Source organism: Sphingopyxis sp. YF1 (assembly GCF_022701295.1).
In the GTDB taxonomy this organism is placed as follows: domain Bacteria; phylum Pseudomonadota; class Alphaproteobacteria; order Sphingomonadales; family Sphingomonadaceae; genus Sphingopyxis.
Genome location: NZ_CP033204.1, coordinates 2,090,419 through 2,115,625, shown reverse-complemented (window position 1 = coordinate 2,115,625; position 25,207 = coordinate 2,090,419). Strand labels below are relative to the sequence as shown.

21 protein-coding genes are annotated in these 25,207 nt (G+C 67.7%); 18 read left to right on the top strand and 3 right to left on the bottom strand.

Annotated elements, in window-relative coordinates; all coding sequences use genetic code 11:
• Positions 1-1,140 (bottom strand): efflux RND transporter periplasmic adaptor subunit, encoded by a 1,140-nt coding sequence (locus tag EAO27_RS10245; RefSeq protein ID WP_242780248.1) that lies wholly within the window; start codon positions 1,138-1,140, stop codon positions 1-3.
• Positions 1,141-1,708: 568 nt separating this feature from the next.
• Here EAO27_RS10245 and EAO27_RS10240 point away from each other — a divergent pair.
• Entirely contained in the window at positions 1,709-2,257 is a 549-nt protein-coding gene (locus tag EAO27_RS10240; RefSeq protein WP_242780246.1) for a hypothetical protein, read from the top strand.
• A gap of 32 nt (positions 2,258-2,289) precedes the next feature.
• Entirely contained in the window at positions 2,290-2,646 is a 357-nt protein-coding gene (locus tag EAO27_RS10235; protein ID WP_242780244.1) for a hypothetical protein, read from the top strand.
• 104 nt (positions 2,647-2,750) lie between these two features.
• Here the strand turns inward: EAO27_RS10235 and EAO27_RS10230 are convergent, their stop codons facing one another.
• Positions 2,751-3,209 (bottom strand): PaaI family thioesterase, encoded by a 459-nt coding sequence (locus EAO27_RS10230; RefSeq protein ID WP_242780241.1) that lies wholly within the window; start codon positions 3,207-3,209, stop codon positions 2,751-2,753.
• A 319-nt stretch (positions 3,210-3,528) separates the two neighbouring features.
• On the opposite strand from EAO27_RS10230, the gene EAO27_RS10225 reads away from it, so the two are divergent.
• Both EAO27_RS10225 and EAO27_RS10220 read left to right on the top strand, forming a co-directional pair.
• Positions 3,529-4,383, top strand: a complete 855-nt coding sequence (locus EAO27_RS10225; protein WP_242780239.1) for a DMT family transporter — start codon at positions 3,529-3,531, stop codon at positions 4,381-4,383.
• A gap of 310 nt (positions 4,384-4,693) precedes the next feature.
• The gene (locus tag EAO27_RS10220; RefSeq protein ID WP_242780237.1) at positions 4,694-5,287 is read left to right on the top strand and encodes a malonic semialdehyde reductase; all 594 of its coding nucleotides are present in this window, start codon (positions 4,694-4,696) and stop codon (positions 5,285-5,287) included.
• Between the two features lie 10 nt (positions 5,288-5,297).
• Here the strand turns inward: EAO27_RS10220 and EAO27_RS10215 are convergent, their stop codons facing one another.
• On the bottom strand, positions 5,298-6,311 hold the full coding sequence (locus EAO27_RS10215; protein WP_278190151.1) for a LacI family DNA-binding transcriptional regulator: 1,014 nt from the start codon (positions 6,309-6,311) through the stop codon (positions 5,298-5,300).
• Between the two features lie 210 nt (positions 6,312-6,521).
• On the opposite strand from EAO27_RS10215, the gene EAO27_RS10210 reads away from it, so the two are divergent.
• The 14 genes from EAO27_RS10210 (at position 6,522) to EAO27_RS10145 (ending at position 25,165) form a co-directional block, all read left to right on the top strand.
• On the top strand, positions 6,522-7,439 hold the full coding sequence (locus tag EAO27_RS10210) for a VOC family protein (protein ID WP_242780233.1): 918 nt from the start codon (positions 6,522-6,524) through the stop codon (positions 7,437-7,439).
• Positions 7,440-7,482: 43 nt separating this feature from the next.
• Complete coding sequence (locus EAO27_RS10205; RefSeq protein ID WP_242780231.1) at positions 7,483-7,878, top strand: carboxymuconolactone decarboxylase family protein; 396 nt, start codon at positions 7,483-7,485, stop codon at positions 7,876-7,878.
• Between the two features lie 38 nt (positions 7,879-7,916).
• Positions 7,917-9,194 (top strand): MFS transporter, encoded by a 1,278-nt coding sequence (locus tag EAO27_RS10200; protein ID WP_242780229.1) that lies wholly within the window; start codon positions 7,917-7,919, stop codon positions 9,192-9,194.
• Between the two features lie 62 nt (positions 9,195-9,256).
• Positions 9,257-11,584 carry a TonB-dependent receptor gene (locus EAO27_RS10195; protein ID WP_242780227.1) on the top strand — a complete coding sequence of 776 codons (2,328 nt, stop codon included), beginning with the start codon at positions 9,257-9,259 and terminating at the stop codon, positions 11,582-11,584.
• 73 nt (positions 11,585-11,657) lie between these two features.
• Positions 11,658-12,566 carry a fumarylacetoacetate hydrolase family protein gene (locus tag EAO27_RS10190; RefSeq protein ID WP_242780225.1) on the top strand — a complete coding sequence of 303 codons (909 nt, stop codon included), beginning with the start codon at positions 11,658-11,660 and terminating at the stop codon, positions 12,564-12,566.
• A 48-nt stretch (positions 12,567-12,614) separates the two neighbouring features.
• Complete coding sequence (locus EAO27_RS10185; RefSeq protein ID WP_242780223.1) at positions 12,615-13,646, top strand: phosphotransferase; 1,032 nt, start codon at positions 12,615-12,617, stop codon at positions 13,644-13,646.
• Complete coding sequence (gene eno, locus EAO27_RS10180) at positions 13,646-14,947, top strand: phosphopyruvate hydratase (RefSeq protein WP_242780221.1); 1,302 nt, start codon at positions 13,646-13,648, stop codon at positions 14,945-14,947. The genes EAO27_RS10185 and eno overlap by 1 nt, the downstream gene beginning before the upstream one ends.
• Positions 14,944-15,882: an NAD(P)-dependent oxidoreductase gene (locus tag EAO27_RS10175; protein WP_242780219.1), complete on the top strand. Its 939-nt coding sequence runs from the start codon at positions 14,944-14,946 to the stop codon at positions 15,880-15,882. The genes eno and EAO27_RS10175 overlap by 4 nt, the downstream gene beginning before the upstream one ends.
• Positions 15,883-15,892: 10 nt before the next feature.
• Positions 15,893-17,416, top strand: coding sequence for a long-chain-fatty-acid--CoA ligase (locus EAO27_RS10170; RefSeq protein WP_242780217.1), 1,524 nt, complete (start codon positions 15,893-15,895; stop codon positions 17,414-17,416).
• Between the two features lie 508 nt (positions 17,417-17,924).
• Positions 17,925-20,201, top strand: a complete 2,277-nt coding sequence (locus tag EAO27_RS10165) for a TonB-dependent receptor (protein WP_242780215.1) — start codon at positions 17,925-17,927, stop codon at positions 20,199-20,201.
• A gap of 12 nt (positions 20,202-20,213) precedes the next feature.
• Positions 20,214-21,857, top strand: coding sequence for a carboxylesterase family protein (locus EAO27_RS10160; protein WP_242780212.1), 1,644 nt, complete (start codon positions 20,214-20,216; stop codon positions 21,855-21,857).
• Positions 21,854-23,416: an AMP-binding protein gene (locus EAO27_RS10155; protein ID WP_242780210.1), complete on the top strand. Its 1,563-nt coding sequence runs from the start codon at positions 21,854-21,856 to the stop codon at positions 23,414-23,416. The genes EAO27_RS10160 and EAO27_RS10155 overlap by 4 nt, the downstream gene beginning before the upstream one ends.
• Before the next feature lie 49 nt (positions 23,417-23,465).
• On the top strand, positions 23,466-24,161 hold the full coding sequence (locus tag EAO27_RS10150; protein ID WP_242780208.1) for a TetR/AcrR family transcriptional regulator: 696 nt from the start codon (positions 23,466-23,468) through the stop codon (positions 24,159-24,161).
• A gap of 110 nt (positions 24,162-24,271) precedes the next feature.
• Positions 24,272-25,165 carry an SDR family NAD(P)-dependent oxidoreductase gene (locus tag EAO27_RS10145; protein ID WP_242780206.1) on the top strand — a complete coding sequence of 298 codons (894 nt, stop codon included), beginning with the start codon at positions 24,272-24,274 and terminating at the stop codon, positions 25,163-25,165.
• Positions 25,166-25,207 lie beyond the last annotated feature (42 nt).

The following is a 25,207-nucleotide window of genomic DNA, read 5'->3' as shown; positions in this document are numbered from 1 at the left end:
TCAGCGCCCCCCCTTGGCCGGCGCCGGGCGCGCGGGTGCCAGCGTGACCGGAGCGCCGGGCTGGACGCGGAGCTGGCCGTTGGTCACGACGATATCGCCGGACCGGAGCCCGCTGGTCACGACCACCCGGTCGCCGAAGCGGCGGCCGGTGGTGACCGGCACCACCTCGGCGGTGCCGCCGCGGCGGTCCTTGCCCATCTTCACGCGCATCACGCTGTCGCCCGATGCCGATGTCTGGATCGCGGTCGCGGGGACGACGAGCGCGCCGGCGATCGGCGGCAGCGCGAGCCGCGCGGTGACATACATGCCGGGCCGCAGCGCGAGGCCCGGGTTGGGCAGCGTCGCCTGAACCATGACATTGCGCGTCTCCTTGCCGACCTGCGGCTCGATCGCGGTGACGCGGGCGGTGAAGCGCCGGTCGGGCCAGGCGTCGGAGAGGATGTCGACCACGGCGCCCGGCTGCAGCCGCGAAAAGTCCTGCTGCGGCACGGCGAAATCGACATAGAGGCTGTCGAGTGCGGTCAGCGTCGCCACCGGGTCGCCCGGATTGAGATATTGCCCCGGGTTGACCTGCCGGACACCCAGCGTGCCGGCGAAGGGCGCGCGAAGCTGTTTCTGGAAGAGGCGGGCATCGATCTGCCGGACTGCGGCATGCGCCTGCGCATGCTCGGCGCGCCGCTGATCGAGAAGTTCGCGCGGTTCGGCACCCGATGGCGCGAGCTCGTGCGAACGTGCGAGCTGCAAGCCCGCGAAATCGGCCTTCGCCTGCGCTGCGGCGCGGTCGGCCCGCTCGGGCGCGTCGAACAGCTGCACGAGCAATTCGCCTGCGCCGACGCGGGCGCCTGCCACGAAGCGGATCGCGGTCACGCGCCCCGCAACTTCGGGGGCGAGCACCACTTCGCGAACGGCGCGGAGCGAGCCCACGGCTTCGAGCGCGGCGGCGACGTCGGTCGGCGTCACCACGATCGTAGAGACCGGCACCGGCGGCATCGGGCCCACCGCATTCTCGGCGGTTCGGGCCGACCGCCAGGCGTAGAGGCTGCCCGCGAGCAGGAGCAGCGCGATCGCCGCAAAGAATATCGGGCGTCCGCGCGGCGGGCGGGATCGCGTGGGTTCGGCGGGGGTTTGGGCAGGAGACACGGGAGGACCTCATGAATGCCGACGCTGGGCCGGTTCGTTGCACAGGATTGCCGCAGGTGGCGGCGGGGTCGCGGGAGGCGGGCGGACGCATGCCGCCAGATCGCCCCGGTCGCGGCGGAGATTTCACTCCCGACGGTCGGGTGTCGGTGTCGCCACGTCGTCGGGCCCTGTCCTCGGGCGCGTGTTTCTCCTTGCGCGGGCAGGGCGGACACGCGGGAGAGACCGCGAGGGCGCGGCAGGTTTTGCGGCGGGAAAAGCCGTTTTCCGATTGTCGATATGCAAGGAAATGCTCCGTTCGCGAATCGTGGAGCCTCTCCATAAAAGCTCAACCCAGATTGAGGTAAAGCGCCAAGGTGCGGGAATGAGGCGGGGCGTCGATGCCGCGGCGCGCTGCCGGTCATGCGCTGCTCGCGATGCTGCATGCGCCGAAAGCGGCGCGCGCTTGAGCGTTCGGTCGGGCGCGGCCGTCGGTTCGGCGCATCCGCTGCACGCCCCGACAGCAGGGCATTTGGGGGCTGGGCCGCGAAATGCGACACGGACGGCCCTTGCCGTTCGACAGGAGCGTTCCATGTTCAAGCCCATTGGCGCGGTCTCCGCGCTATGCCTCGCCGCCGCGGCGCTGCTGGCCGGCCCCGCCGCGCTGGCACAGGGAGCCGCGCCGACCAGTTCGCTCGGCACCGGTGCCAGGGTTTATGACCAGAATGGTGAGGAGGTCGGCCGGATCGTCAAGGTGTCGGGCGACAAGATCGCGGTGTCGATCGACGGTAACGGGCTGGTCGTCCCCAGAAACGCCTTTGTGAAGGGCGCCAAGGGACCCGCGCTCAAGGCGCCCAAGGCCAAGATCGTCGCAGTGCTGAAACAGGCCGAGGCCGACGCGGCGGCGGTCGACGGGGCGCTGAAGCCGGGCGCCGAAGTCCGCAGCGCCGATGGCGCCGCGGTGCTGGGCAAGATCACCGCGATAGCGCCGCAGGGCGCCGTGCTGACGACGCGCGAGGGCAATGTCACCATGCCGCGGGCGGCCTTCTTCCTGTCGGACAAGGGGCCGGCGGTGAAGGTCAATGAAAAGCAGTTCGTCGAGGGCGTCAAAGCGGCGCGGGCGCGCAAGAAGGGCGGTTGATCGCGGCCCGGGCGACCGAAAGGAGCGAGACAATGACGATCGAGGCGGCGCTGTTCGGGATCGAGCAGGGGTTCTGGCTCGAAGGCGAGGCCTATTTTCTGGCGCATGTCGACGAGCGCTGCCTGCTCGCTTTTCCGCAGGCGGGGGAAATGCACGGCGTGCATTCGCGCGAAGCGGTTGCGGCGACGGCGACCAGCGCGAACCGGTGGCGCGACCTGACGATGCGCGACCGGCACCTGCTGCACGATGGCGGCGACTTCGCGGTCATCAGTTACCGGGCGGAGGTGACGCGCGCCGACGGCGAGCCCTATGCCGCGCTGGTCAGTTCGGCCTATGTGCGACGCGCGGCGGGCTGGAAGCTGGCATTTCACCAGCACTCGCCGGTCTGAGTTCCCGGCATTCGCCGGGCCGCGCCTCGCCAATGGGCAAAGGTTGCGATCTTCCGAACGAGCCGCGAGGTCGGGGCCGCGCCGCGATCCGCGATGTCGGCGCGTCAGTCGACGATATCGCCGCGTTCCTGCATGCTCATCATCGTCGCGGTCAGGAATGCGACGAGCTTTTGGTTCGCGCCGCGATCGGCGAAGACTTCGGCGACCGCCAGCGTCAGGGTCCGGCCCGCCTTGACGACGCGCCCGCGCGCAATGATCCGGTCGCCGACTGCCGGCGCGACCAGGTTGATCTTGAATTCGGTGGTCAGGACGCCGTGCCCGGCGGGCATGAGGCTCAGCGCCGCATAACCGGCCGCGGTATCCGCGATGGCGCTGACCGCGCCGGCATGAACGAAGCCGTGCTGCTGCGAGACCGCGGACGATGCGGGGAGGATGATCTCCACGGCGCCCGGTGCGATGTCGCCCAGAACGGCGCCAAGCGTCGCCATCAGCCCCTGTTTTGCAAAGCTTCCGCGAATTCGCGCTTCGACGCGAGCCTGTTCAGCAGCCTGTTCGTTCGTCATCGGGCATCGTTGGCAGCATCGTGCCCGGGTGGCAATGCATGCCTTGCCATGCGCGTCGGGGCCCGCGGAACGCAGACGGGGATTGTATCGGTCTCGGCGACTTGGTAACCGTGCGGCATGGTCGCCAGCGCCGCCCTTTTGCACGACATGGCCGAATATCCCGTGTCGGTGGCCCCTCCCGTCGCGCTGCCTGACGCGACGATCGGAACCGTGCGCGCCGGGCGCCGCCGCCACCGTTCGCCTTGACCGCCGCTGGCTGATCCGGCCGGCTGAACGCCCGCGCTTCGCCGCGGGACAAGATTGTTTCAGGTGATTTCCAATGACAAACCGTTATTTGTCGGCGTTCGTGCCGACGGGTGTTTTCGTGCTGCTGTGGAGCAGCGGCGCGATCGTTTCCAAGATCGGTCTCGAGCACGGCTCGCCGTTCGCGTTGCTCATCGCGCGCTATGGCGTCGCCCTCGCCATTCTCGTCGCATATGCGATCTGGCGCGGCACGCTGCTGCCCGCGCGCGGATCGCGGCCGCGTGTCGTGCTCGTCGGCCTGCTGATCGCGGGGGTCTATTCGGCTTGCTATCTTCTCGCGCTCGACAACGGGATGACTCCGGGGGCGCTTGCCACCTTACTCGGCGTGCAGCCGATCCTGACCGTCTTCCTGACCGAACGGCGCGCCACGGCTCCACGCCTGTTCGGGCTGGCCTGCGCGCTCGGCGGGCTGACGCTCGTCGTCTTCGACGGGCTGGCGGCGGCAAGCTTTGACGCGCTGGGGCTCCTGTTCGCCGGCCTTTCGCTGCTCGGGATCACGGCAGGGTCGATCGTCCAGAAGCGCGAAACGCAGGCGCCGTGGGCGGTGCTGCCGTTGCAATATGGCGCCGGACTCGCCTTCGCCGGGGCGGTCGCGCCGTTCGGGCCGCTGCATGTTTCGTGGGATCCGGGTTTCCTGTTGCCCGTCCTCTGGCTCGGGCTGGTCATCTCGGTCGGGGCGACCTTCCTGCTCTACAGGCTGATCGCGCGCGGCAATCTGGTCAATGTCACCAGCCTCTTTTACCTCGTCCCCGGGGTGACCGCGGCCATGGATTGGCTGCTGCTCGGAAACCCGATGCCGATGCGCGCGCTGGGCGGGCTCGCGCTCGTCGTGGTCGGACTAGTCATCGTGTTCCGGCAAAGGCCGCTTTGACAGCAAGGATCAGCCGCGCCGTTCCGCAATCGAGCAGGTGTGGAGCGGCGAAGGCCCCTGATCCCGTCAATTTGCGGAGGCGCGGCACGGTTGCCGAAATGGTCGTGGATGCGACCCATTCGCTTCGATTTTCCGCGAGCGCGTGCATGTCATTGCTGGTCTGTTTCGAGACAACGGGCTTGCCCAGGGCGGAGGATCGCTCCAAAGGCCGCGTCCGGTTGTCGAATATTGGGAAGGGGACGGGACCGGCGTCATGCGCCACCGGACCTCGCACAACACCGCCTTCCGTTTTTCTGCAGGAGACCAGATCGTGAGCGATACGCTTCCCGACGCCATTCTCGACCAGTTGTTCCGCACCGCGCGTTCGTACAACGGCTATCTCGACAAGCCCGTTTCGCCGGCGCAGCTTCGCGCCATCTGGGACCTGATGAAATTCGGCCCGACCAGCGCCAACAGCCTGCCGGCGCGGATCATCTGGTGCGTAACCGACGCGGCGCGCGACCGGCTCGCCGGGCTCGTGTCGCCGGGCAATGCCGCCAAGGTGCGCAGCGCACCGGTGACCGCGATCATCGGGATGGACCACGCCTTCTACGAGCTTCTTCCCGAACTCCTGCCGCACGCCGACGCGCGCAGCTGGTTTGCCGGCAACGACGAACTCGCGCGGACGACCGCCTTTCGCAACTCGAGCCTGCAGGGCGGTTATTTCATCCTCGCCGCGCGCGCGCTGGGGCTCGACACCGGGCCGATGTCGGGGTTCGATCACGACGCCGTCGATGCCGCCTTCTTCGCCGACCAGCCCGGCGTGAAGAGCAATTTCATCGCGACGCTCGGCTATGGCGATCCCGCGAGCATTTTCGAGCGCAGCCCGCGCCCCGACTTCGAGCGCTTCAACCGGATCGCCTGATCGCGGCCGCTCAATCGCCTGCGGGCCGGCCGGTCGAACTGCGCAGCACCAGCTCGGACGAGCTGATCGCGTGGTAGGAGGCGACCAGCTGGTCCCCGGGGGTGCGCAGCCGGTCCATGAACCACAGCGCGCAATTGGTCGCGAGCGACTGGATCGGCGGGCGGATCACCGTGATCGGCGGCTGCCACCATTCGCTCCAATTGGGGTCGCCGAAACCGATCACCGACATCTGGTCGGGAATGTCGACGCGCGCCCGGCGCAGCGCGGCGATGATCCCCATCGTGACATGCGCCGACCCCGAAAGGATCGCGGTCGGCCGTTCGGGCATCGCGAGCACCTCGTTGACCGCGCGCTCGCCCCAGGTCGCGGTCGGCGTGCCCAGACAGACGGTGAGCGCCTCCGGTGCGATGTCGCGCTTGCGATAGGCTTCGTGCACGCCCTCGAGCCGGCGGCGGCCGGTCGACAGCCGCTCCGACGCGGCGACATAGGCGATCCGGCGATGCCCGAGGTCGAGCAGATGGCTCGCGGCGCGCTCCATCGCGTCATTGTCGTCGATCCCGAACCAGAGGTCGTCGGGGCCGCTGGCGTAGCGCAGCAACTGCACGTGCGGCACCTGGCGAAGCAGCGCGACGCCCTCGCGCTTCAGCCCCGCGCTCGGCACCAATATGATCCCCGCGACCCGCGCGCCGACGAAATCGCGGATGTGGCGCATCTCGGTTTCGGGGTCGTCACCTGTTATCGATAGCACAATCCGATAGCCTTCGCGATCGCAGCTTTCGGACAGCGCCTGGGCGATCGAGGCGAAGAAATCATTCTGGATGTCGGGCAGGATCAGGCCGATCAGATTGCTCGATCCGCCGCGCATCATGCGCGCCGGGAGGTTCCCGACATAGCCGAGTTCCTCGGCCGCCTTGCGAACGGCCTGCTTGGTCTTTTCGCTGATACGCGGGTCACCGGACAGCGCACGTCCGATGGTAGACACTGAAAAACCTAGCTTTATCGCAATATCTTTGGTCGTCACCATGATTGGCCATCCTTGTCCCCCGGCGATCCGGCCGCGCTGGAGCCCCCGGTTGCGGGGCGCTCGCCGGCCCGGCGGATCGCCGCCGCATCCTTGCAGCGCGCCTTCATAGGTCATCGGGCGACGGGCGCGCAACTCCGCGATCCGATCGTATGGTTGCCATATGCTCTGTTTATGCTATCGATGGCGCAAATGAGGCGAGAGGAGCGCGAGATGATTCGCACGATTAATCATGTGAAATTCCACCATGAAGGCGACATGGAAGCCATCAAGCGCTTCTTCGAGGATTTCGGCCTGTTCGTGTCGCACGAGGACGAGGCGCGCGTCTATTTCCGCGGCTATGAAAGCCGCCCCTTCATCTATGTCGCCGAACGCGGGCCGCGCCGCTTCGGCAGCATCGGCTACGAAGTCGAAAGCCGCGAAGCGCTCGAAGCGCTGGCGACACGCTTCGGCACCCCGATCGTTGACGGCACCACGCCGTGGGGCGGCGAGCAGATCACGGTCCGCGACGCCGACGGCAATGAAATCGAGCTGGTCCACGGGCTTCGGCAGCTCGACCCGATCCCGCTCCCGCGCGAGGCGGTGCCGCTCAACACCGGCAACCTCGTCCAGCGCCGCGGCCGCTTCCCGATTTTCAAGCGCGGTCCCGCGCCGGTGCTGAACCTCGCGCACGTCGTCCAGAACACCCCCGATCCGGGCCGCCTGATGGACTGGTATGTCGACAATCTGGGGGCCTATCTGTCCGACGTCATCATGACCGGCGAGACCCGCGCGGGCGCCTTCATCCGCTTTCCGCGCGGTGCCGAATATGTCGACCACCACAATGTCGCGGTGTTCCAGGGTCCCGCGAACACCGCGCAGCACAGCTGTTTCCAGACCATCGACGTCGACGCCGTCCACATCGGGCATCAGTATCTCGCCGACAAGGGCTATCGCCCGGCGTGGGGCGTGCTGCGCCATGCCGTCGGCGGCGCGCTGTCGGACTATTGGTACGATCCGTCCGACTTCCGCGTCGAGCATGTGACCGACAGCGACCTGCTCAACGACGAATATCCGACCGGATACCATCAGCGCAGCCCCGAAATCGGGATGCAGTGGGGCGGCGACATGCCGGATCACTTCCGCGACTGACGGCCCCGCCGCGACACCTGACCGGAGAATTGGGAGCGTTTCAATGCAGGAAACCCGCGACGCCGCGTTCGAGCGCGGCATGGCGATGCGCAAGCGTATCGCCGGCCCCGTCAGCCGCCCATCGGGCCTCGACGAGGATCTTTACGACCTGATCATCCGCTACGCCTTCGGCGACGTGTGGAGCCGCCCCGGGCTCGACATCGACCAGCGGCGCCTGCTGACGCTGTCGATGACGCTCGCGGGCGGGCATCTTGAGGAATTCAAGCTCCACCTGCGCTTCGCGCTTGCCAACGGGATGGACCGCGCGGTGGCCAAGGAACTGATCATTCACAGCGCTGTCTATTGCGGCATCCCGGCCGCGCTCGGCGCCTTCCGCGCCGCCAGCGACATCTTCGCCGAATTCGACGCACAGCCCGGCGCGGGCGAAGCCGAAGCCTGACCACGTCGGCCGCGCCGGCACCCAGCAGACGGGATCACATGATGCAAAGTTCCAATCTGGCGGAATGGAAGTCCGGCTGGCCGGTGGTCCTCGTCGGCGTCGCGGGTGCCGCGACCTCGTCGATCCAGACCGTCGCCCTCAGCCTGATCATCCCGTCGCTGTCGGCCGAACTCGGCTGGTCGCGCGCCGCAATCTCGGTGAGCTTCACGATCACCACGCTCGGCGCGCTGCTGCTCAGCCCGCTCGTCGGCGCGCTGCTCGACCGCGTCGGCACACGCCGCGTCGCGATCGTCGGGGTCCTGCTGAAGGCGGCCGCGCTCGCCGCGGTCTCGCTGACCACGTCGGCGATCTGGACATGGTATCTGGCGTGGATATTCGTCGCGATCGCGGCCCCCTTCGCCAGCCTGGTCGTCTGGACCAAGGCGGTCGCCGGGCGCTTTGCCAAACAGCGCGGACTGGCGCTCGCGATCACGATGACCGGGCTGCCGATCGCCAATATCCTCTTCACCTTCGTCGCCTCGACGACGATTGCGGCGATGGGGTGGCGCGCGGTCTATCCGGTGCTCGCCGCCTCGGCGCTGTGTGTCGTGCTGCCGCTTGCCTTCTTCTTCCTCTATGACCAGCGCGACCTGCTGCGCCGCAAGGCGGCCGAAGCCGGCGAAACGGTGCAGGCGGCGCTGCCGCGCGTGCTCGGCCACGGCGCCGAGGTCCGCGACGCGCTGCGCAATCGCCGCCTGTGGCAGATTTTGATCCCCGGCTTCCTCGTCTCGATGTCGCTCGGCGGGCTGATGGTCCACCTGCCGTCGATGGTCACCGACGCCGGCGCGACGCCGGCCGAAGCCGCAACTGTCTTCGCGCTCGCCTTCGGCCCCTTCGCCTTTGCCGGGCGCGTCGCGACGGGCGTGCTGCTCGACCGGCTGCACGCGCCCTTCGTCGCGGGCATCGCCTTCATCCTGCCCGCGCTCGCCGCAACGATCTTCTATTTCGCGAACGGCGACATCACCTGGCTGATCGCCGCGGGAGCGCTCGCCGGCTGCGCGCTCGGCGCCGAACTCGAAGGCATCGCCTATCTGATCAGCGTCTATTTCGGACAGAAGAACTACGGTTTTCTCTACGGCATCGGTTTCGGCTTCTATTCGATCGGCTTCGGCCTCGGCCCCGTCGTCGCCGGCTATATCTACGACAGCTCGGGCAGCTACGACCGCTATTTTGTCCTGATCGCCTCGGCGCTGCTCGTCGCCGTGCCCTTCATCGCCTTCCTCGGGCGCTACCCCGACTGGACGAACGCGGCCGACGGGACCGCCGCCGACACCTGATTTTTTGAAAGCTTCAGTCGTCCGGATTGCCGGGTCGACGCGAAACAAGTGGGAGACTGACTATGAAAAACATGAAACTGATCCTGCGCGCGGGCATCGCCGCGGCGGGCCTGATCGTCGCGATGCCGGCGTTCGCGCAGGAGGCCGACGCGGCCGCCGACGCGGGCGCCGATGCCGCATCGTCGGGGATCGAGGACATCGTCGTCACCGCGCGCAAGCGCGCCGAAAGCGTCCAGGACGTCCCCGTCGCGATCACCGCGATGAGCGGCGACCAGATGGTCGACCGTTCGGTCAAGGACATCACCGACATCGCCGCCTCGACCCCCAGCTTCTTCGCGCAGACGTCGAGTGCGGATCCCGCGGCGCTGCTCGTGTCGATGCGCGGCCAGTCGGCAACCGATGCGCTGATGACGCTCGACTCGCCGGTCGGCGTCTATGTCGACGGCGTCTACCTGCCGCGTTCGATCGGCCTGCGCGCCGCGATGGTCGATATCGAGCGCGTCGAAGTGCTGCGCGGCCCGCAGGGGACATTGTTCGGCAAGAACACGACCGGCGGCGCGGTCAGCATCACGACCCGCCAGCCCGATCTTCTCGAAACGGGCGGCTTCGTCAGCATGATCCTCGGCGAACGCGGCAAGATGGAGGCGACGGGTGCGCTCAACGTCCCGCTCGTCCGCGACGTGCTCGCGGTGCGCGCGGTGGTCCAATATTCGGGGAACAACGGCTATGGCCGCAACCTCCTCGGGCAGCGGATCGGCGGCGACGTGACCAAGACGGGGCGGCTCAACGTCGCCTTCGCGCCCAGCGACCGGCTCAGGGTCAATCTTTCGGCCGACTATCAGCGGATCAAGGGCGACGGCATCATCACGCGCCTTTCGTGGCTGAACCCGATCGGCGGCGCGGCGCCGCTGCCCGCACCGACCAATTTGCTGCGCGCCACGCTCGCGCAGCAGGGGCTGGCCGATACCCCCGCGAACCGCGCCACCGCCTATGCCTTTTTGCAGCAGGCGTTGCTCGGCAACGGCACGGGGTCCTTCTACGACGCGCCGACCACCTCGCCGCAGTCGAACGAATATGAAGGCTATGGCGTGTCGGGGACGATCGAATATGACGTCAGCGACTATCTGAGCGTCAAGTCGATCACCGCCAACCGCTGGGCCGACCGCGACAGCTATGTCGATTTCGACGGCACGCCGATGGTCCTCTTCGAACCGCATTATGTGACGCAGTCGAAAGTCTTCAGCCAGGAACTGCAGCTCCTGTCCGATCCGGCCGAGCGCCTGTCGTGGATTCTCGGCGGCTATTATTCGAAGGAAACCGGCAACGAATTCACGGTCAGCCGCACGCTGCCGCCGATCCTGCCGACCAATCCGGGGATCAGCGACGGCGACGTCACGAACAAGAGCGTCGCGGTGTTCGGGCAGGCGAACTATCGCGTTTCGGACGCGGTGCGCGTCACCGCCGGGCTGCGCTGGACCGAAGAGACCAAGTCGCTGCTGACGCGCAACCGCAACGCGCTTGGCTGCAATATCCCGACGTCGATCCGCATCAACGGCGCCTGCGAGGGCTATCTGTCGGACACCTATTCGGACTGGTCGTACCTGGTCAGCCTCGACTGGACCCCGGGTTCGGGCACGCTCTTCTATGCGCGCACCTCGCGCGGCTTCAAGGGCGGCGGGCAGAACCTGCGCGGCCAGGCCTCGGACCCGCGCACCTTCAACCCCTTCCGGCCCGAAACGGTCACCGACTATGAAGTGGGTGCGAAGCTCGACCTGTTCGACCGCCGCCTGCGCATGAACCTCGCCGGCTATCACGCCATCTACGAGGACATCCAGCGCAGCACGAGCATCCAGCCGCCGGTGGGCAGCGCGACGACGCTGATCACGAACGCCGCGAAAGCGAAGATCAACGGGATCGAAGCCGAGATCACCGCCCAGCCGACCGACCGGCTGACGCTGAACGTCAACTCGAGCTATACCGATGCGGGCTATTCGCGCTTCATCGACCCGATCCTCGGCGACCGCAGCGACGAACGCTTCCCCGTGCCGCGCTGGACGCTGGCGACGAACCTGACCTACGAACTGCCGACCTCGCTCGGCGACCTCAAGTTCATCGCAGGCTGGAACTGGCGCAGCGCCACGTCGCTTCGCCCGGCGGCACTGGTGCAGTCGAGCGTGACGCAGAAGGCCTATGGACTGGTCGATACGCGCATCAGCCTGCACGTCGATGCGATCGATGCCGATGTGGCGGTCTTTGCAAAAAACCTGTTCGACAAGAAGTATATCGTCGGTGCGGTCGATCTCGACCGGACGCTCGGATACAACATCGTCAACGTCGGAACGCCGCGCCTGATCGGCGTCGAATTCCGCAAGAGCTTCGGCAGCCGTTAAATGTGATCGCGGTGCTATCGTTAGCTTTCGTGGCTGGCGACGGCACCGCTCCATCCCCAATGTGGAGGAAGATATGAGCTTTGCACTTTGCGTTCTGGAAAAGAACGGCCAGCAAATCCCCGCCGTCAAAATCGGCGACCAATTTTACGCGCTGAGCGACGTCGCCCCCGGGCTGATCGCCAATCCTGCCGAAGGCTTGCTCGACCTGCTGCCGCAGTGGGACGAGAGTTTCGCGAAGCTGGAACAGGCCGTCGCCGGTTTCGACGGCACGGGCAAGGCGACGCTGACCCCGGGCGCCGACGGCGTGCGCTACGACCTGCTCGTCACCAACCCCAAGAAGATCGTCTGCGCGGGGATGAATTATTACTGCCACCTGCGCAAGGACGCCAAGCGCGAGATCAAGAAGGAGGATTATGACTGCCTCTTCTTCCTCAAGGGTTCCGACCAGCAGCTCGCCGCCGACCGCACCATCCCCTTCCCCAGCCACACGGTGAAATATGACTGGGAAGTCGAGATCGTCATCGTGATCGGCAAGGAAGGCCGGAACATCAAGGCCGCCGACGCGGCGCAGCACATCGCGGGCTATGCGGTCGGCAACGACCTGTCGGCGCGCGACTGGCAGTTCAACCCGCGCCACATCCGCCAGTTCGACCTCGTCGCCGGCAAGGCGTTCGACAACGCCGCCCCGGTCGGTCCGTGGCTGGTTCCCGCCAAGTTCGTCGACATCGAAAATCTGTGGCTGAAGCTGTGGGTCAACGACGATCTGAAGCAGGATTCGACGACGAAGGAGATGATCTGGACCGTCGGCGAACTGATCGAATCCTACAGCTCGCACAGCACGCTGCGCCCGGGCGACCTGCTGTTCACCGGCGCGCCCGCGGGGGTCGGCATGGCGACCGACACCTATCTGAAGCCCGGCGACGTCATGGTCGCCGAGGTCGAAGGCCTCGGCCGCCTCGAAACGCGGCTGCGCGCCGACTGACGAACGGGTGGGGCCGACGCGCGCCGGCCCCGCCAACCGGACACGGGAATGAACCAGACCATGGACCTGCACGCGCCATCCGATGCGGTGGACGCGATCGTCGCCGCTTTGCTCGAATGCGGGGTCGTCGCGAGCGAAGCCGACGTCCGCCGCGTCGCGCCGATATCGGGCGGGGTGTCGTGCGACGTCTATCGCGTCGACCTGACCGACCGCACGGTGTGCGTGAAGCGCGCGCTGCCCCGGCTGCGCGTCGCCGCCGTCTGGGAGGCGCCCGTCGAACGCGCGGCCTTCGAGGTGCTGTGGCTGCGCAAGGCGCAGGCGAGCGGCCTGTCGGTGCCCGAGGTGCTGGCCTGGCTGCCCGAACGCAACATGTTCGTGATGCAGTGGTTCGATCCCCCTGCGCATCCGGTGTGGAAGGCCGAACTGCTGGCCGGCACGGTCGACACCGGCTTTGCCGCCGGGGTCGGCGCGGCGCTTGCCGCGATCCACAATGCCACCGCCTTCGACGACGCGGTGGCGCGCGATTTCGCCAGCGACGACCTGTTCCGCCAGCTCCGCATCTCGCCCTATCTCGATGCGAGCGCCGCCGCGCACCCCGACCTCGCCGGGCGCATCGGCGCGATCGCGGCGCGGCTCGCCGAAACCAGAATTGCTCTCGTCCACGGCGACGTCAGCCCCAAGAATATCCTGCACGGCCCCCAGGGCCCCGTGATCCTCGACGCCGAATGCGCCTGGTACGGCGACCCGGCGTTCGACGCCGCCTTTTGCCTGACGCACCTGCTGCTGAAATCGCTGCAGCGCAAAAGCCCCGCCATGCTCGTCGCTTTCGACGCGCTCGCGGGGGCCTGGCTGGGCGCCGTGCGCTGGGAGGACCCGGCCGCGCTGTCGCGCCGCACCGCGCCGCTGCTCGCCGCGCTGCTCCTCGCCCGCGTCGATGGCAAATCGCCGGTCGAATATCTCGATGATCCCGCGCGGGATTTCGTGCGGCGCTTCGCCCGCGAAGCCCTCGCTTCTCCGGTCGGCGACGACGCCGACCTCGCTACGCTCAGAAGGAACTGGTCCCAATGCATGGCAGCTTGATGAACAACAGGATTTCCCGCGTCCACGCCCGCTCGGTGTGGGATTCGCGCGGGCGTCCGACGGTCGAGGCCGAAGTGCATCTGGAGGGTGGCGCCATCGGCCGCGCGATCGCCCCCGCGGGCGCCTCGCGCGGCAAATATGAGGCGGTCGACCTGCGTGACGGCGGTGCACGCCACGGCGGCATGGGGGTCGAAAAGGCGGTCGCCGCGGTCAATGGCGAGATCGCCGCCGCGCTGCACGGCGCCGACGTCCGCGATCAGGGCGACATCGACGCCGCGCTCTGCCGGTCCGACGGCACCCCCAACAAATTGCGCTTCGGCGGCAATGCGACCGTCGCGGTATCGATGGCGGCGGCACACGCGGCGGCGGCGGCCGAAGGCGTGCCGCTGTGGCGCTGGCTGGCGCAGGACGGGCCGGTGTCGCTGCCGCTCCCCGAAATCCAGATTTTCGGCGGCGGCGCGCACGCCGGGCGGCGCACCGACATCCAGGATTTCATGGTGATGGTACCGCGCGCCGGTTCGATCCGCGAGGTGCTGGAGGTCACCGGCAACGTCTATCGCGCCGCGGGCGAAGTGATGCACGATCGCGGCCGGCTCGCCGGCACCGCCGACGAGGGTGGCTGGTGGCCGATGTTCGACACCAACGAGCAGGCGCTCGAAACTTTGGTCGAGGCGATCGAACGCGCGGGGCATCGCCCCGGCGAGGACGTCTTCATTTCGCTCGACATCGCCGCCAGCGAATTCGCCGACGGCAACGGCTATGTCATGGCGCTCGACGACGCCCGCGCGACGAGCGCCGAAATGGTCGAGCGCGTCTGCGCCTGGGCCGATCGCTATCCGATCCTGTCGATCGAGGACCCCGTGGGTCAGGACGACACGCCGGGGATGGTCGCGGTGACGCAGCGGCTGGGCTCGAAGATCCAGATCATCGGCGACGACTATCTGGTGACCAGCGCCGAGCGCGTCGCCCGGGCCGCGCAGGCGGGCGCGTGCAACGCGGTGCTCGTCAAGGTCAACCAGGCCGGATCGGTGAGCGAGGCCAGGGCGGCGCTCGATGCCGCGCAGGCGCACGACTGGGCGACGATCGTCTCGGCGCGATCGGGCGAGACCGAGGATCTGACGATCGTCCATCTCGCGGTCGGCTGGAACGCGCGCCAGCTCAAGGTCGGCTCGTTCGCGCGCTCGGAACGGATGGCGAAGTGGAACGAACTGCTGCGCATCGAGGAAGCGATGGGGGCCGACACCAGGTTCAACGGCATCGCCGCCTTCGCGCCGACCGTCAACGCGGGCCTCGGCGCATGAAGGCGGTGCTCCACTATCGCGCGAGCCCCGGCTTTCGTGCGTCGCTCGCCGCGCTCGCCGACGAACTCGCGATCGTCGTCGTCGACGAGGACAGCCCCGACTTCGGCCGCGAGATCGCCGATGCGGAGGTCTTGCTCCACGTACTGAAACCAGTGACGCGCGACATGATCGCGGGCGCGCCGCAGCTCCGGCTGATCCAGAAGATCGGCGTCGGGGTGAACACGATCGACCTCGATGCCGCGCGCGAGCATGGCGTCGCGGTCGCCAACATGCCCGGCACCAACAGCCAGGCGGTCGCCGAACTGGCGCTGGGGCTGATGATTTCGGTGCTGCGCCGCATCCCGGCGCTCGACGCGCTGACCAAGGAAGCCGCACAATGGGCGCCCGAGCCCGCGTTGCTCGACACCATGGGTGAAATCGGCGGCCGCGCCGTCGGCTTCCTCGGCTTCGGTGAGGTTCCGCGCCGGATCGCACCCGCGGTCGCAGCGCTCGGCGGACGGGTCCTCTTCCACGATCCTGCGGCGAAGGACCAGACCATCGGCCAGCCGGTCGATCTGGACACATTGTTCGCCGAAAGCGACATCCTGTCGCTTCATGTCCCGCTGACCGACGGCACACGCGAAATCGTCGACGCCGGACGGCTGGCGGCGATGCGCCCCGGCGCGATCGTCATCAACACCGCACGCGGCGAACTGATCGACGAAGCCGCGCTGTTTGCGGCGCTCGCGAACGGGCGTCTGCGCGGCGCCGGGCTCGACGTGTTCGCCGCCGAACCGGTGCGCCCCGACAATGTGCTGCTGACGCTGCCGCAGGTCGTCGCCACCCCGCACCTCGCGTGGCTGACCCCCGAAACGCTGGCGCGCAGCATGGCGGTGGCGCGCGAAAACTGCCGCCGGATCGCGGCGGGCGAAGCGCTGCTCTACCGCGTGGCATGACGAGGACAGGATGATGGACCGACCGACGACGCTTCCCGCGCTCGCCGCGCATTTCGCGGCGACCACCCCCGACAATCCCGCCTTCGTCTTTGCGGGACGGACGATCGGCTTCGCGGCATTCGCGGCGCGCTGCCGCCTTGTCGCGGGGGCGCTCGCCGCCGCGGGCGTCGGTCCGGACAGCCGCGTCGCCTGGCTGTCGAAAAACCATGTCGCGGGTTTCGAACTGTGGGTCGCGGCGAACATGCTCGGCGCGACCTTCGTCCCGCTCAACTGGCGCCTCGCGCCCGACGAACTCGCCTTCATCATCGCCGACGCCGAAGCGCCGCTGCTCTTCGCTTCGGCCGAATATGACGCTGCGGCGCGGCAGGCGGCGGGGGGGCTCGATATCCGTATCGTCGTGCTCGACGAAGGCGCCGACTGGGCGAACGGCGCGACCCCGCTGGCCGAAACCGCCGCGGACGCCGCCGAGGCCATCTCGCTCCAGCTCTACACCTCGGGCACGACGGGCAAGCCCAAGGGTGCGATGCTCAGCCACCGCGCGCTGCTCGGCGCGCGGCCGCTGTGGCGCGACATCGACTGGTATCGCTGGGACGACGGCGACGCGGGGCTGCTCGCGATGCCGATGTTCCATATCGGCGGCATGGGCTGGGCGCTGATGGCGTTCGATTCGGGCCGCCCGAACATCATCCTGCCCGAATTCGATGTCGAGACGATCCTGTCGCTGATCGAGGCGCGCGCCTTTTCCAAGACTTTCCTCGTCCCCGCCGCGCTGCAACTGCTGCTCGACCATCCGCGCGCCGAGGCCATCGACTTCGGCGGCCTTCGGACCATCCTCTACGGCGCCAGCCCGATGCCGATGGCGGTGCTCGATCATGCGATGCGGCGGCTGTCGTGCGATTTCGCGCAGCAGTACGGGATGACCGAAACCTCGGGCACCGTGGTCGCGCTGGCGCCCGCCGACCATGTCCCCGGCAACCCGCGGCTGGCCTCGGCGGGGCGGGCACTGCCCGGCGTCGAGCTCGAGGTCCGCGATGCCGAGGGCAAGCCGCTGCCTGCCGGCGAGACCGGCCAGATCGCCATTCGCGCCCCGCTCAACCTCAGCGGCTACTGGCGCCGCCCCGACGCGACCGCGGCGGCGATCGACGCCGATGGCTGGCTGCTCACCGGCGATGCCGGCTATCTCGACGCCGACGGCTATCTCTTCGTGCGCGACCGGCTCAACGACATGATCATCAGCGGCGGCGAGAATGTCTATCCGGCCGAGGTCGAATCGCTGCTGTCGGGCCATCCCGCGGTCGCCGAGGCCGCGATCGTCGGCATGCCCGACGCGAAATGGGGCGAGGCGGTGACCGCCGCCGTCGTGCTGCGCGACCCTGGCGTTGCCGATCATGACATCATCGACTGGATGCGCGGACGCATCGCCGCCTACAAGATCCCGAAGGCCATCGTCCGGCTCGACGCGCTGCCGCGCAACGGCGCGGGCAAGATATTGCGCCGCGCGATCCGCGAGGAACTGGCGGCGCGTGGGAGTTGATCCACGCCCAATGGCTTCCTGCGCGGCGTGAACTGACGGTCCGGGGCGATCCGACCGCCGGCAACGGTCGTCATTGCGATCGGGCATGATCGCATCGGGGGCAGGACAGGGCGTCTGTCGCTACCGATCAACGATATGCTTGCCATGGATCGGACCCGCGACGGACGCATGCCCATGGCTGGTGCGCGGTTTCTGGTCCTGCGCCGTCCGCCGCCTTCTCCAGTCGGATGCGAAGGCGCGGGCGCCGCCAATGCAGCGTCGCAAAACGGCCCGTTCGTCGGCGATGGCCTGCGTGATAGGCGGAACTCAGCGCAACCGGCGTGACCGACCCGGTAGAGGGCAGGGGCGAGCTGTTTTCACAAGCGAGTGCGCACGTTCGTCGCGTCGGGAGGCGTCTTGAGGATTTCATTCACGCTCGTGATAGTGAATATTGACTCTTGTGAGAGTGTCGTCGATAGATGCTGTCCAGATCGGCAGCGACGACTGCCGACGGGAGGGAGAGTTTTGTATGAAGGCTCAGCTTTTTGCGTCCGCCTCGGCGGCCGCCCTGTTCGTGTCGCCGGCCGTCGCCATGGCCCAGTCCGCGGGAGGCGTCGCGCCGGCTGACACCGTTGCCGAAGGACAGCGCGACGAAAACGACATCATCGTTACCGCGACGCGCCGTGCCGAGCGGCTTCAGGACGTCCCGCTCAGCGTCACCGCCTTCGGCCAGCAGGAACTCGACGACCTCGGCGTCGTCGGTTTCGAGGGCATCGCCCAGAATACGCCGGGCATCGTCGTCAACCGGCCGACCCAGAATTTCAACAATTTCACCAGCCGCGGCATCAACACCAACGGCTATTCGGCCGGGCTGCAAAGCGCGGTCGCCATCTATGTCGACGAACTGCCGATTTCGGCGAACGGCAATTCGACGATCCTCGACCCCAATCTGTACGACGTCGAGCGCGTCGAATTCCTGCGCGGGCCGCAGGGCACCTTGTTCGGATCGAATTCGCTCGCGGGCGCGATGCGCATCCTGACCAAGAGCCCCGACCTCGACGAATTCCAGGCATCGGCGAGCGTCGATATCGGACTGACCGGATCGAGTTCGGTGCGCCAGCGCTACAATGCGATGGTCAACGTCCCGATCATGAAGGACGAAATCGGGCTGCGCGTCACCGGCTACTACCGCGACGAGGACGGCTGGGTCGACAATATCGGCACCGGGGTGAAGGATTCGAACAGCCTTGAGGCCTATGGCGGGCGCGCGATCCTGCTGCTCCAGCCGAGCGACCGGATGAAGGTCAAGCTGCTCGCATCGTACGAGAACAGCAAACCCGCCGACTCGGCGCTGACCAACCCGCTGCTCGGCAAGTTCGTGCGCCGCTCGGACCGTCCCGACCTGTTCCAGGGCAAGCTCACCAATTACAACATCACGGTCAATTACGAGTTTGATTTCGCCGAGTTGATCAGTTCGACGACGCTGTCCGACTATGACGCGTCCTTCTACGTCGACCTTGCGGGCACGTTCGCCCAGGCCTTTCCCTTCGCGCTCGACGCTTATGGCTATGACGATCTGTTCGTCCAGGAAACGCGGCTCGTGTCGCGCCACGACGGGCCGTTCGAATGGGTCGCGGGCTTTTTCTATTACGACAAGCGCCGCACCGTCGATTTCGCTTATCGCTCGAGCCCCGAATATCTGGCGGCGAAGCGGCTGACCGGGCTGCCGAACGAATATTACCAGCGCTTCAACAGCTACACCGACCAGACCGAGATCGCGGGTTTCGGCGAAGCGACCTATCGCTTCAGCGACCGCTTCTGGATCACCGGCGGGCTGCGCTACGGCAGCACCGAGGTGCAGAGTTTTACCCGCGGGGGCGGCTACAACAGCAATTATCTGACCGCCGCCTTCTTCAACCTTCAGAATCTCGCGCTGACGGTCACGCCGATCGATTATGCCGCGGGGCTCAAGGTCAAGGACGATCGCCTGTCGTGGAAAGGCAGCGTGTCGTGGAAACCGACCGACAGTCTGACCACCTACGCCACGGTGTCGACGGGTTTCCGGACCCCCGTGGTCAATGCGCGCGCCGGGCTGGTGAGCACGATCAACCCCAACGACATCGTCATTCCCGACGGTGCCAAGTCCGACAGCGTGACCAATTACGAACTCGGCCTGAAGGGGCGCTGGCTCGGCGGCGACCTCACCGCCAATCTCGCGGCCTATTATATCGACTGGAAGGATATCCAGGTCCAGGCGAACCGCGTGTCGGATTCGATCCAGTTCGCGACCAACATCGGCGCGGCGGAGAGCTACGGGCTCGAGTTCGAGGTCATGGCGCGGCCGGTTGCGGGGCTCAGCCTCGCGCTCAACGGTTCGTTCAACCGCGCCAAGGTCACCGAGCTGACCGCGGTCGAAGCGGCGATCTCGGGGGCCGAGATCGGCACCCGGCTCGCTTCGCCGAAATTCCAGGGGTCGGGCACGCTGCGCTACGATTTCGCGATCGGCGGGTCGAACAGCGCCTTCGCCGCGGTCAATGTCTCGCACGCGGGGGCCTTCCCCAACCAGTTCCCCAACGTGCCGGGCAATCCCAATGCGGTCAGTCCGACCTATGACTTCACCGAAGCCTGGACCAACGTGAACCTGTTCGCGGGGGCGAAGCTCGGGGCGCTCGACCTCACCGCCTATGTCGAGAATATCTTCGACGACAGCTCGATCACCTACGTCCATCCAGAGGCGTTCCTCGACGGCCGTTACGCCCGGCTGCGGCCGCGCACGATCGGCGTCCGCGCCAATTATCGCTTCTGATCGGCGACGGGGATGAACGCTCGAACGATCCGCCGTCTGTCGCTTCCGGTACTTGCCGCCGTGGTGCTGTTTTCGGCGCCCGCGGCGGCGGTACCGCTGGTCGCCGCGCCCGCGGGCACCGTGACGGGCAGCGAGGCGAAGGGCGTGCGCGTATTCAAGGGCATTCCCTATGCCGCGCCGCCCGTGGGCAAGCTGCGCTGGGCGCCGCCGCAGCCGGCGCTCGCGTGGGACGGCGCGCGCGATGCGACCAGATTCGGCGCCGCCTGCCTCCAGCCGAAACCGCGCGGGCCCAGCATCTACGGCTGGGACCTGCCGGCGATGAGCGAGGATTGCCTGTCGCTCAACATCTGGGCACCCGAGGATGCGGCGAATGCGCCGGTGTTCGTGTGGATCCACGGCGGCGCGCTGACCAGCGGGTCGGGGGGCGACCCGCTCTATGACGGCAGTGCGCTCGCCGCGCGCGGCATCGTCGTCGTATCGATCAACTACCGGCTCGGCGCGCTCGGCTGGTTGGCGCACCCGGCGCTTAGCGCCGAATCGGTCGATGGCGTGTCGGGCAATTACGGGCTGCTCGACCAGATCGCGGCGCTGCAGTGGGTCAAGCGCAACATCGGTGCCTTCGGTGGCAGCGCGGGCAATGTGACCATCGCGGGTGAATCCGCGGGCGCGCTCAGTGTCATGTATCTGATGACCGCGCCGCAGGCGCGCGGCCTGTTCCACAAGGCGGTCGCGCAGAGCGCCTACATGGTGTCCGCCCCCGCGCTGCGCGGAGCATTGAACGGCATGGTTCCCGCCGAGACGCAGGGCGCTGACCTTGCCGCGAAGCTCGGGGCGGCCGACCTCGCGGCGCTGCGCGCGATGCCGGCGGAGGAGATTGCCGAAAAGGCCCCGGCGACCGGCTATTTCCCGTTCCCCGTGATCGACGGTCAGGTCGTTCCGCGCCAGCTCGTCGACAGCTTCGACCGCAACGAACAGGCAGCGGTGCCGATCCTCGCGGGCTTCAACGCCGGCGAAATCCGCTCGCTGCGCTTCCTGCTGCCGAAGCCGCCCGCCGGTGTTGCCGCGTACGAAGCGGCGGTTCGCACCGGTTACGGCGACCTCGCGGGCGCCTTTCTCGCGCGCTATCCGGCGAAGGCGATCGAGGAGAGCATGCTCGCGGCGACGCGCGACGCGATGTACGGCTGGACATCGGAGCGGCTGGTCTCGAACCAGGCCGCGCTGGGGCAGGGCGCCTATTATTATTATTTCGATCATGGCTATCCGGCGATGCAGGAATGGAATCTCCACGCCTTCCACGCCGCCGAACTGCCCTATGTCTTCGGCACCGCGGGGCGGACACCCCCCCTGTGGCCCAAGATTCCCGACAGCCTGACCGAACGCAAGCTGGCGGGCGCGATGGGCGATTATTGGGCAAGCTTTGCCGCGACCGGCATCCCGCGCGCAAAGGATGCGCCCGACTGGCCGTCCTACGCCGACGGCCGCGGCTACCTCCATTTCGCCGGCGCGCCGCGCGCAGGGCGCAACCTGTTCCCCGGCGCCGCGGCGCTGCACGAGGCGGTGGTGTGCCGCCGCCGCGCGGCGGGCGACATACCGTGGAACTGGAATGTCGGGGTCGCGTCGCCGCCGCTGCCGCCGAAGGCCGAGGGGTGCCAATGACCGACGGTGCGATGCAGGATTACGGCCTGACGCTCGACAAATTCCTCTCCCACGCTGCCAAATGGCATCCCGGCGCCGAGCTGGTGTCGGCGGGGACGGACGGGACGGTCGAGCGGATGCGCTATGCGGTGCTCCACGATCGTGCGCGGCGCGTGTCGGGGGCGCTGCATGCAATGGGGGTGCGTGCCGGCGACCGGGTCGCGACCCTCGCGTGGAATACGCGCGGGCATTTCGAAAGCTGGTACGGGATCATCGGCATGGGCGCGGTGTGCCACACGCTGAACCCCCGCTTGACCGCGGCGCAGCTCGGCGCGATGCTCGCGCAGTCGGCGGCGGGGATTCTGCTCGCCAGCCCCGACTTGCTGCCGCTGGCGCGCGCCGCGATCGAAAAGGGCGGTGCGGTCAGGCGCATCCTGCTGCTCGACACCCCTTCGGGCGACGTCGCGGCGCTCGACACCGCGATCGCCGCGGCGCCGACGGACGTCGCATGGGGCGCGTTCGACGAGACCAGCCCCTCGGGACTCTGCTTTACTTCGGGTACCACCGGAGCGCCCAAGGGCGTCACCTATACCCACCGCGGCTGCTACCTGCACACGATGCGGCAGCTTCAGGCTGATGTGATGGGGGTGCGCGCGCGCGACGCGGTGCTTGCGGTGGTGCCGATGTTCCACGCCAATGCCTGGGGGCTGCCCTTTTCGGTCCCCGCTGCCGGTGGCAAGCTTGTGCTGCCCGGCCGCCACAGCGATGGCGCGCATCTCGCCGCGCTGATCCGGTCCGAGGGCGTGACCGCAGGGGTCGGCGTCCCGACCGTATGGCTGGGGCTGGTCGACCATCTCGAGCGTGAGGGCGGCGAAGTACCGTCGCTCGAGCGCATCCTCGTCGGCGGCGCGCCGATGCCGCCGGCGCTGATGGAGCGGATCGAGCGGCGGCTGGGCGCCGAGGTCCAGACGAGCTGGGGCATGACCGAATTGTCGCCGCTCGGAACCGCCGCGGTGCCCGGCGATCCCGGCCGCCGGGCGGGGGTGTCGGGGCGTCCCGCGATCGGCATCGACCTGCTGCTCACCGATGCCGACGGGCACGCGATCGCCGATCAGCGCGCGGGCGAGGGGCATTTGCGCGTCCGCGGGCCGAGCGTCGTCGGGCGCTATTTCGGGCACGACGAACCCGCGACCGACGCCGACGGCTGGTTCGACACCGGCGACCTCGCGCGCATCGACGCCGAAGGCAATCTGACGATTACCGGCCGCGCAAAGGACCTGATCAAGTCGGGGGGCGAATGGATCAATCCCGCCGAGATCGAGGCGCTGGTCGGTGCGCTGCCGCAGGTGTCGCTCGCCGCGGTGATCGGGCGGGTGGACCCCAAATGGGGCGAGCGCCCGATCCTGATCGTCGAAACCAATGATGCGACGGTCGGCGACGATGATCTGCTCGCGCCGCTGCGCGACCGGGTCGCGTCGTGGTGGGTTCCCGACGCGATCGTCCGCCTGGCCGCCATGCCGCTCGCGCCCACGGGCAAGATCGACAAAATGCAATTGCGGGCGGATTACGGACAGGTGTAGGCCGGTCGCGGTCGCCGCGGCAGGAACAAGGGTGCGGAAGGAATAGGATTTGGCGTCGAAGGCAAAGACTGTGGCGAAGCGGCCGTCGAAAGCGGAACAGCGCGCCGAAATGATGGAGCAGATTCTCGATGTCGCCGAATATCTGTTTTCGAAGCACGGCTTTTACGGGGTGACGCTAAAGGATGTCGCCAAGCAGGTCGGTGTCCATCACACGTTGCTCAACTATTATTTCGACGACAAGAAGACGCTGTTCGATGCGGTCTTCGCGCGGCGTGCGGTCGTCACGATCGACAAGCGGATGCAGGCGCTCGACGATTATGATCGCGCGGCGGGTGGCGCCCCGACGGTCGAGGGCGCGCTCCATGCCTTCCTCGACACCGACCTCGATCTCTACATTCAGGGCGGCGAGGGCTGGAAGAATTACGGCGCCTTTGGCGCACAGGCGTCGAACAGCCCCGAAGGCGCCGAATTCATGGACAAATATTTCGATCCCGTCGTGCTGCGGCTGATCGACATATTGAAAAAGGCGCTCCCCGACGCCGCCGAGGAGGATATCTTCTGGGGCTATCATTTCGTTACCGGGGCGTTGATGTTGACGCTCGCGCGCACCGGACGCATCGACAAATTGTCGCACGGACTGTGCCGCTCGGACGATTATGCCGCGGTCAAGGCGCGCATGGCGCGCTTCATGGCGGCGGGTTTTCGCGACATCTGCAACCAGCGCAAGGCCGAACGCGAGGAGTAAGGCGCGGCGCGGGGCTGCCCCCGACGCGTTCGCGACAACCCGGGGTCTGGTGAAGGCATGGTGATTTAACTAACTCACTGGTGAGTTAATAAAAACGAGGGAGAGGCGAGATGGATCTGGCGGGACGCGTTGCTGTCGTCACCGGCGCGGGGGGCGGGCTAGGCCGCGCGCACGCGCTGCTGCTCGCGCGCCACGGCGCGCGCGTCGTCGTCAACGATCGCGAGGCGACCGCGGCGGAGCGGGTCGCGGCCGAGATTGCGGCGGCGGGCGGGCAGGCGATGGTGGCACCGGCGTCGGTGGCCGACGAGGGCGAGGTTGCCGCGATGATGGACGCCGCGACGGCGGCGTGGGGCGGCATCGACATCCTGATCAACAACGCCGGCATCCTGCGCGACCGGAGCTTCGCCAAGATGGACCTCGCCGATTTCCGACTGGTCGTCGATGTTCACCTGATGGGCGCGGCGATCTGTGCGAAGGCGGTGTGGGACCAGATGCGCGACCGGCGCTTCGGTCGCATCGTCATGACGACCTCCTCGTCGGGACTCTACGGCAATTTCGGCCAGGCCAATTATGGCGCCGCCAAGATGGCGCTCGTCGGGCTGATGCAGACGCTGGCGATCGAGGGCGAGAAATACGGCATCCGCGTCAACTGCCTCGCGCCGACCGCGGCAACCGCGATGACCGACGGGGTGCTTGCCGCCGGGGCGCTCGCGCATCTGGCGCCCGAGGCGGTGAGTCCGGGGCTGCTCGCGCTGGTCGGCGAGGATGCGCCGACGCGCGCGATCCTGTGCGCCGGGGCAGGACATTTCGCGTGTGCGAACATCACGCTGACCGACGGGCTGTTCGTCGGCGCGGGCGACGACGCCGCGGCACGGGTCGTTTCCGGATGGGACCGGGTTGCCGACCGTCGGGGCGAAATTGTCCCCGCTTATGGTTTCGCGCAGGCCGAACGCGAACTGGCGAGTGCGGGCTGCACGGCGCCGACGATGGCGGTTGTGTACTGAACATCCCCGGGAGCGTGGCGGACGGGCCGGACAAGTCCCGCC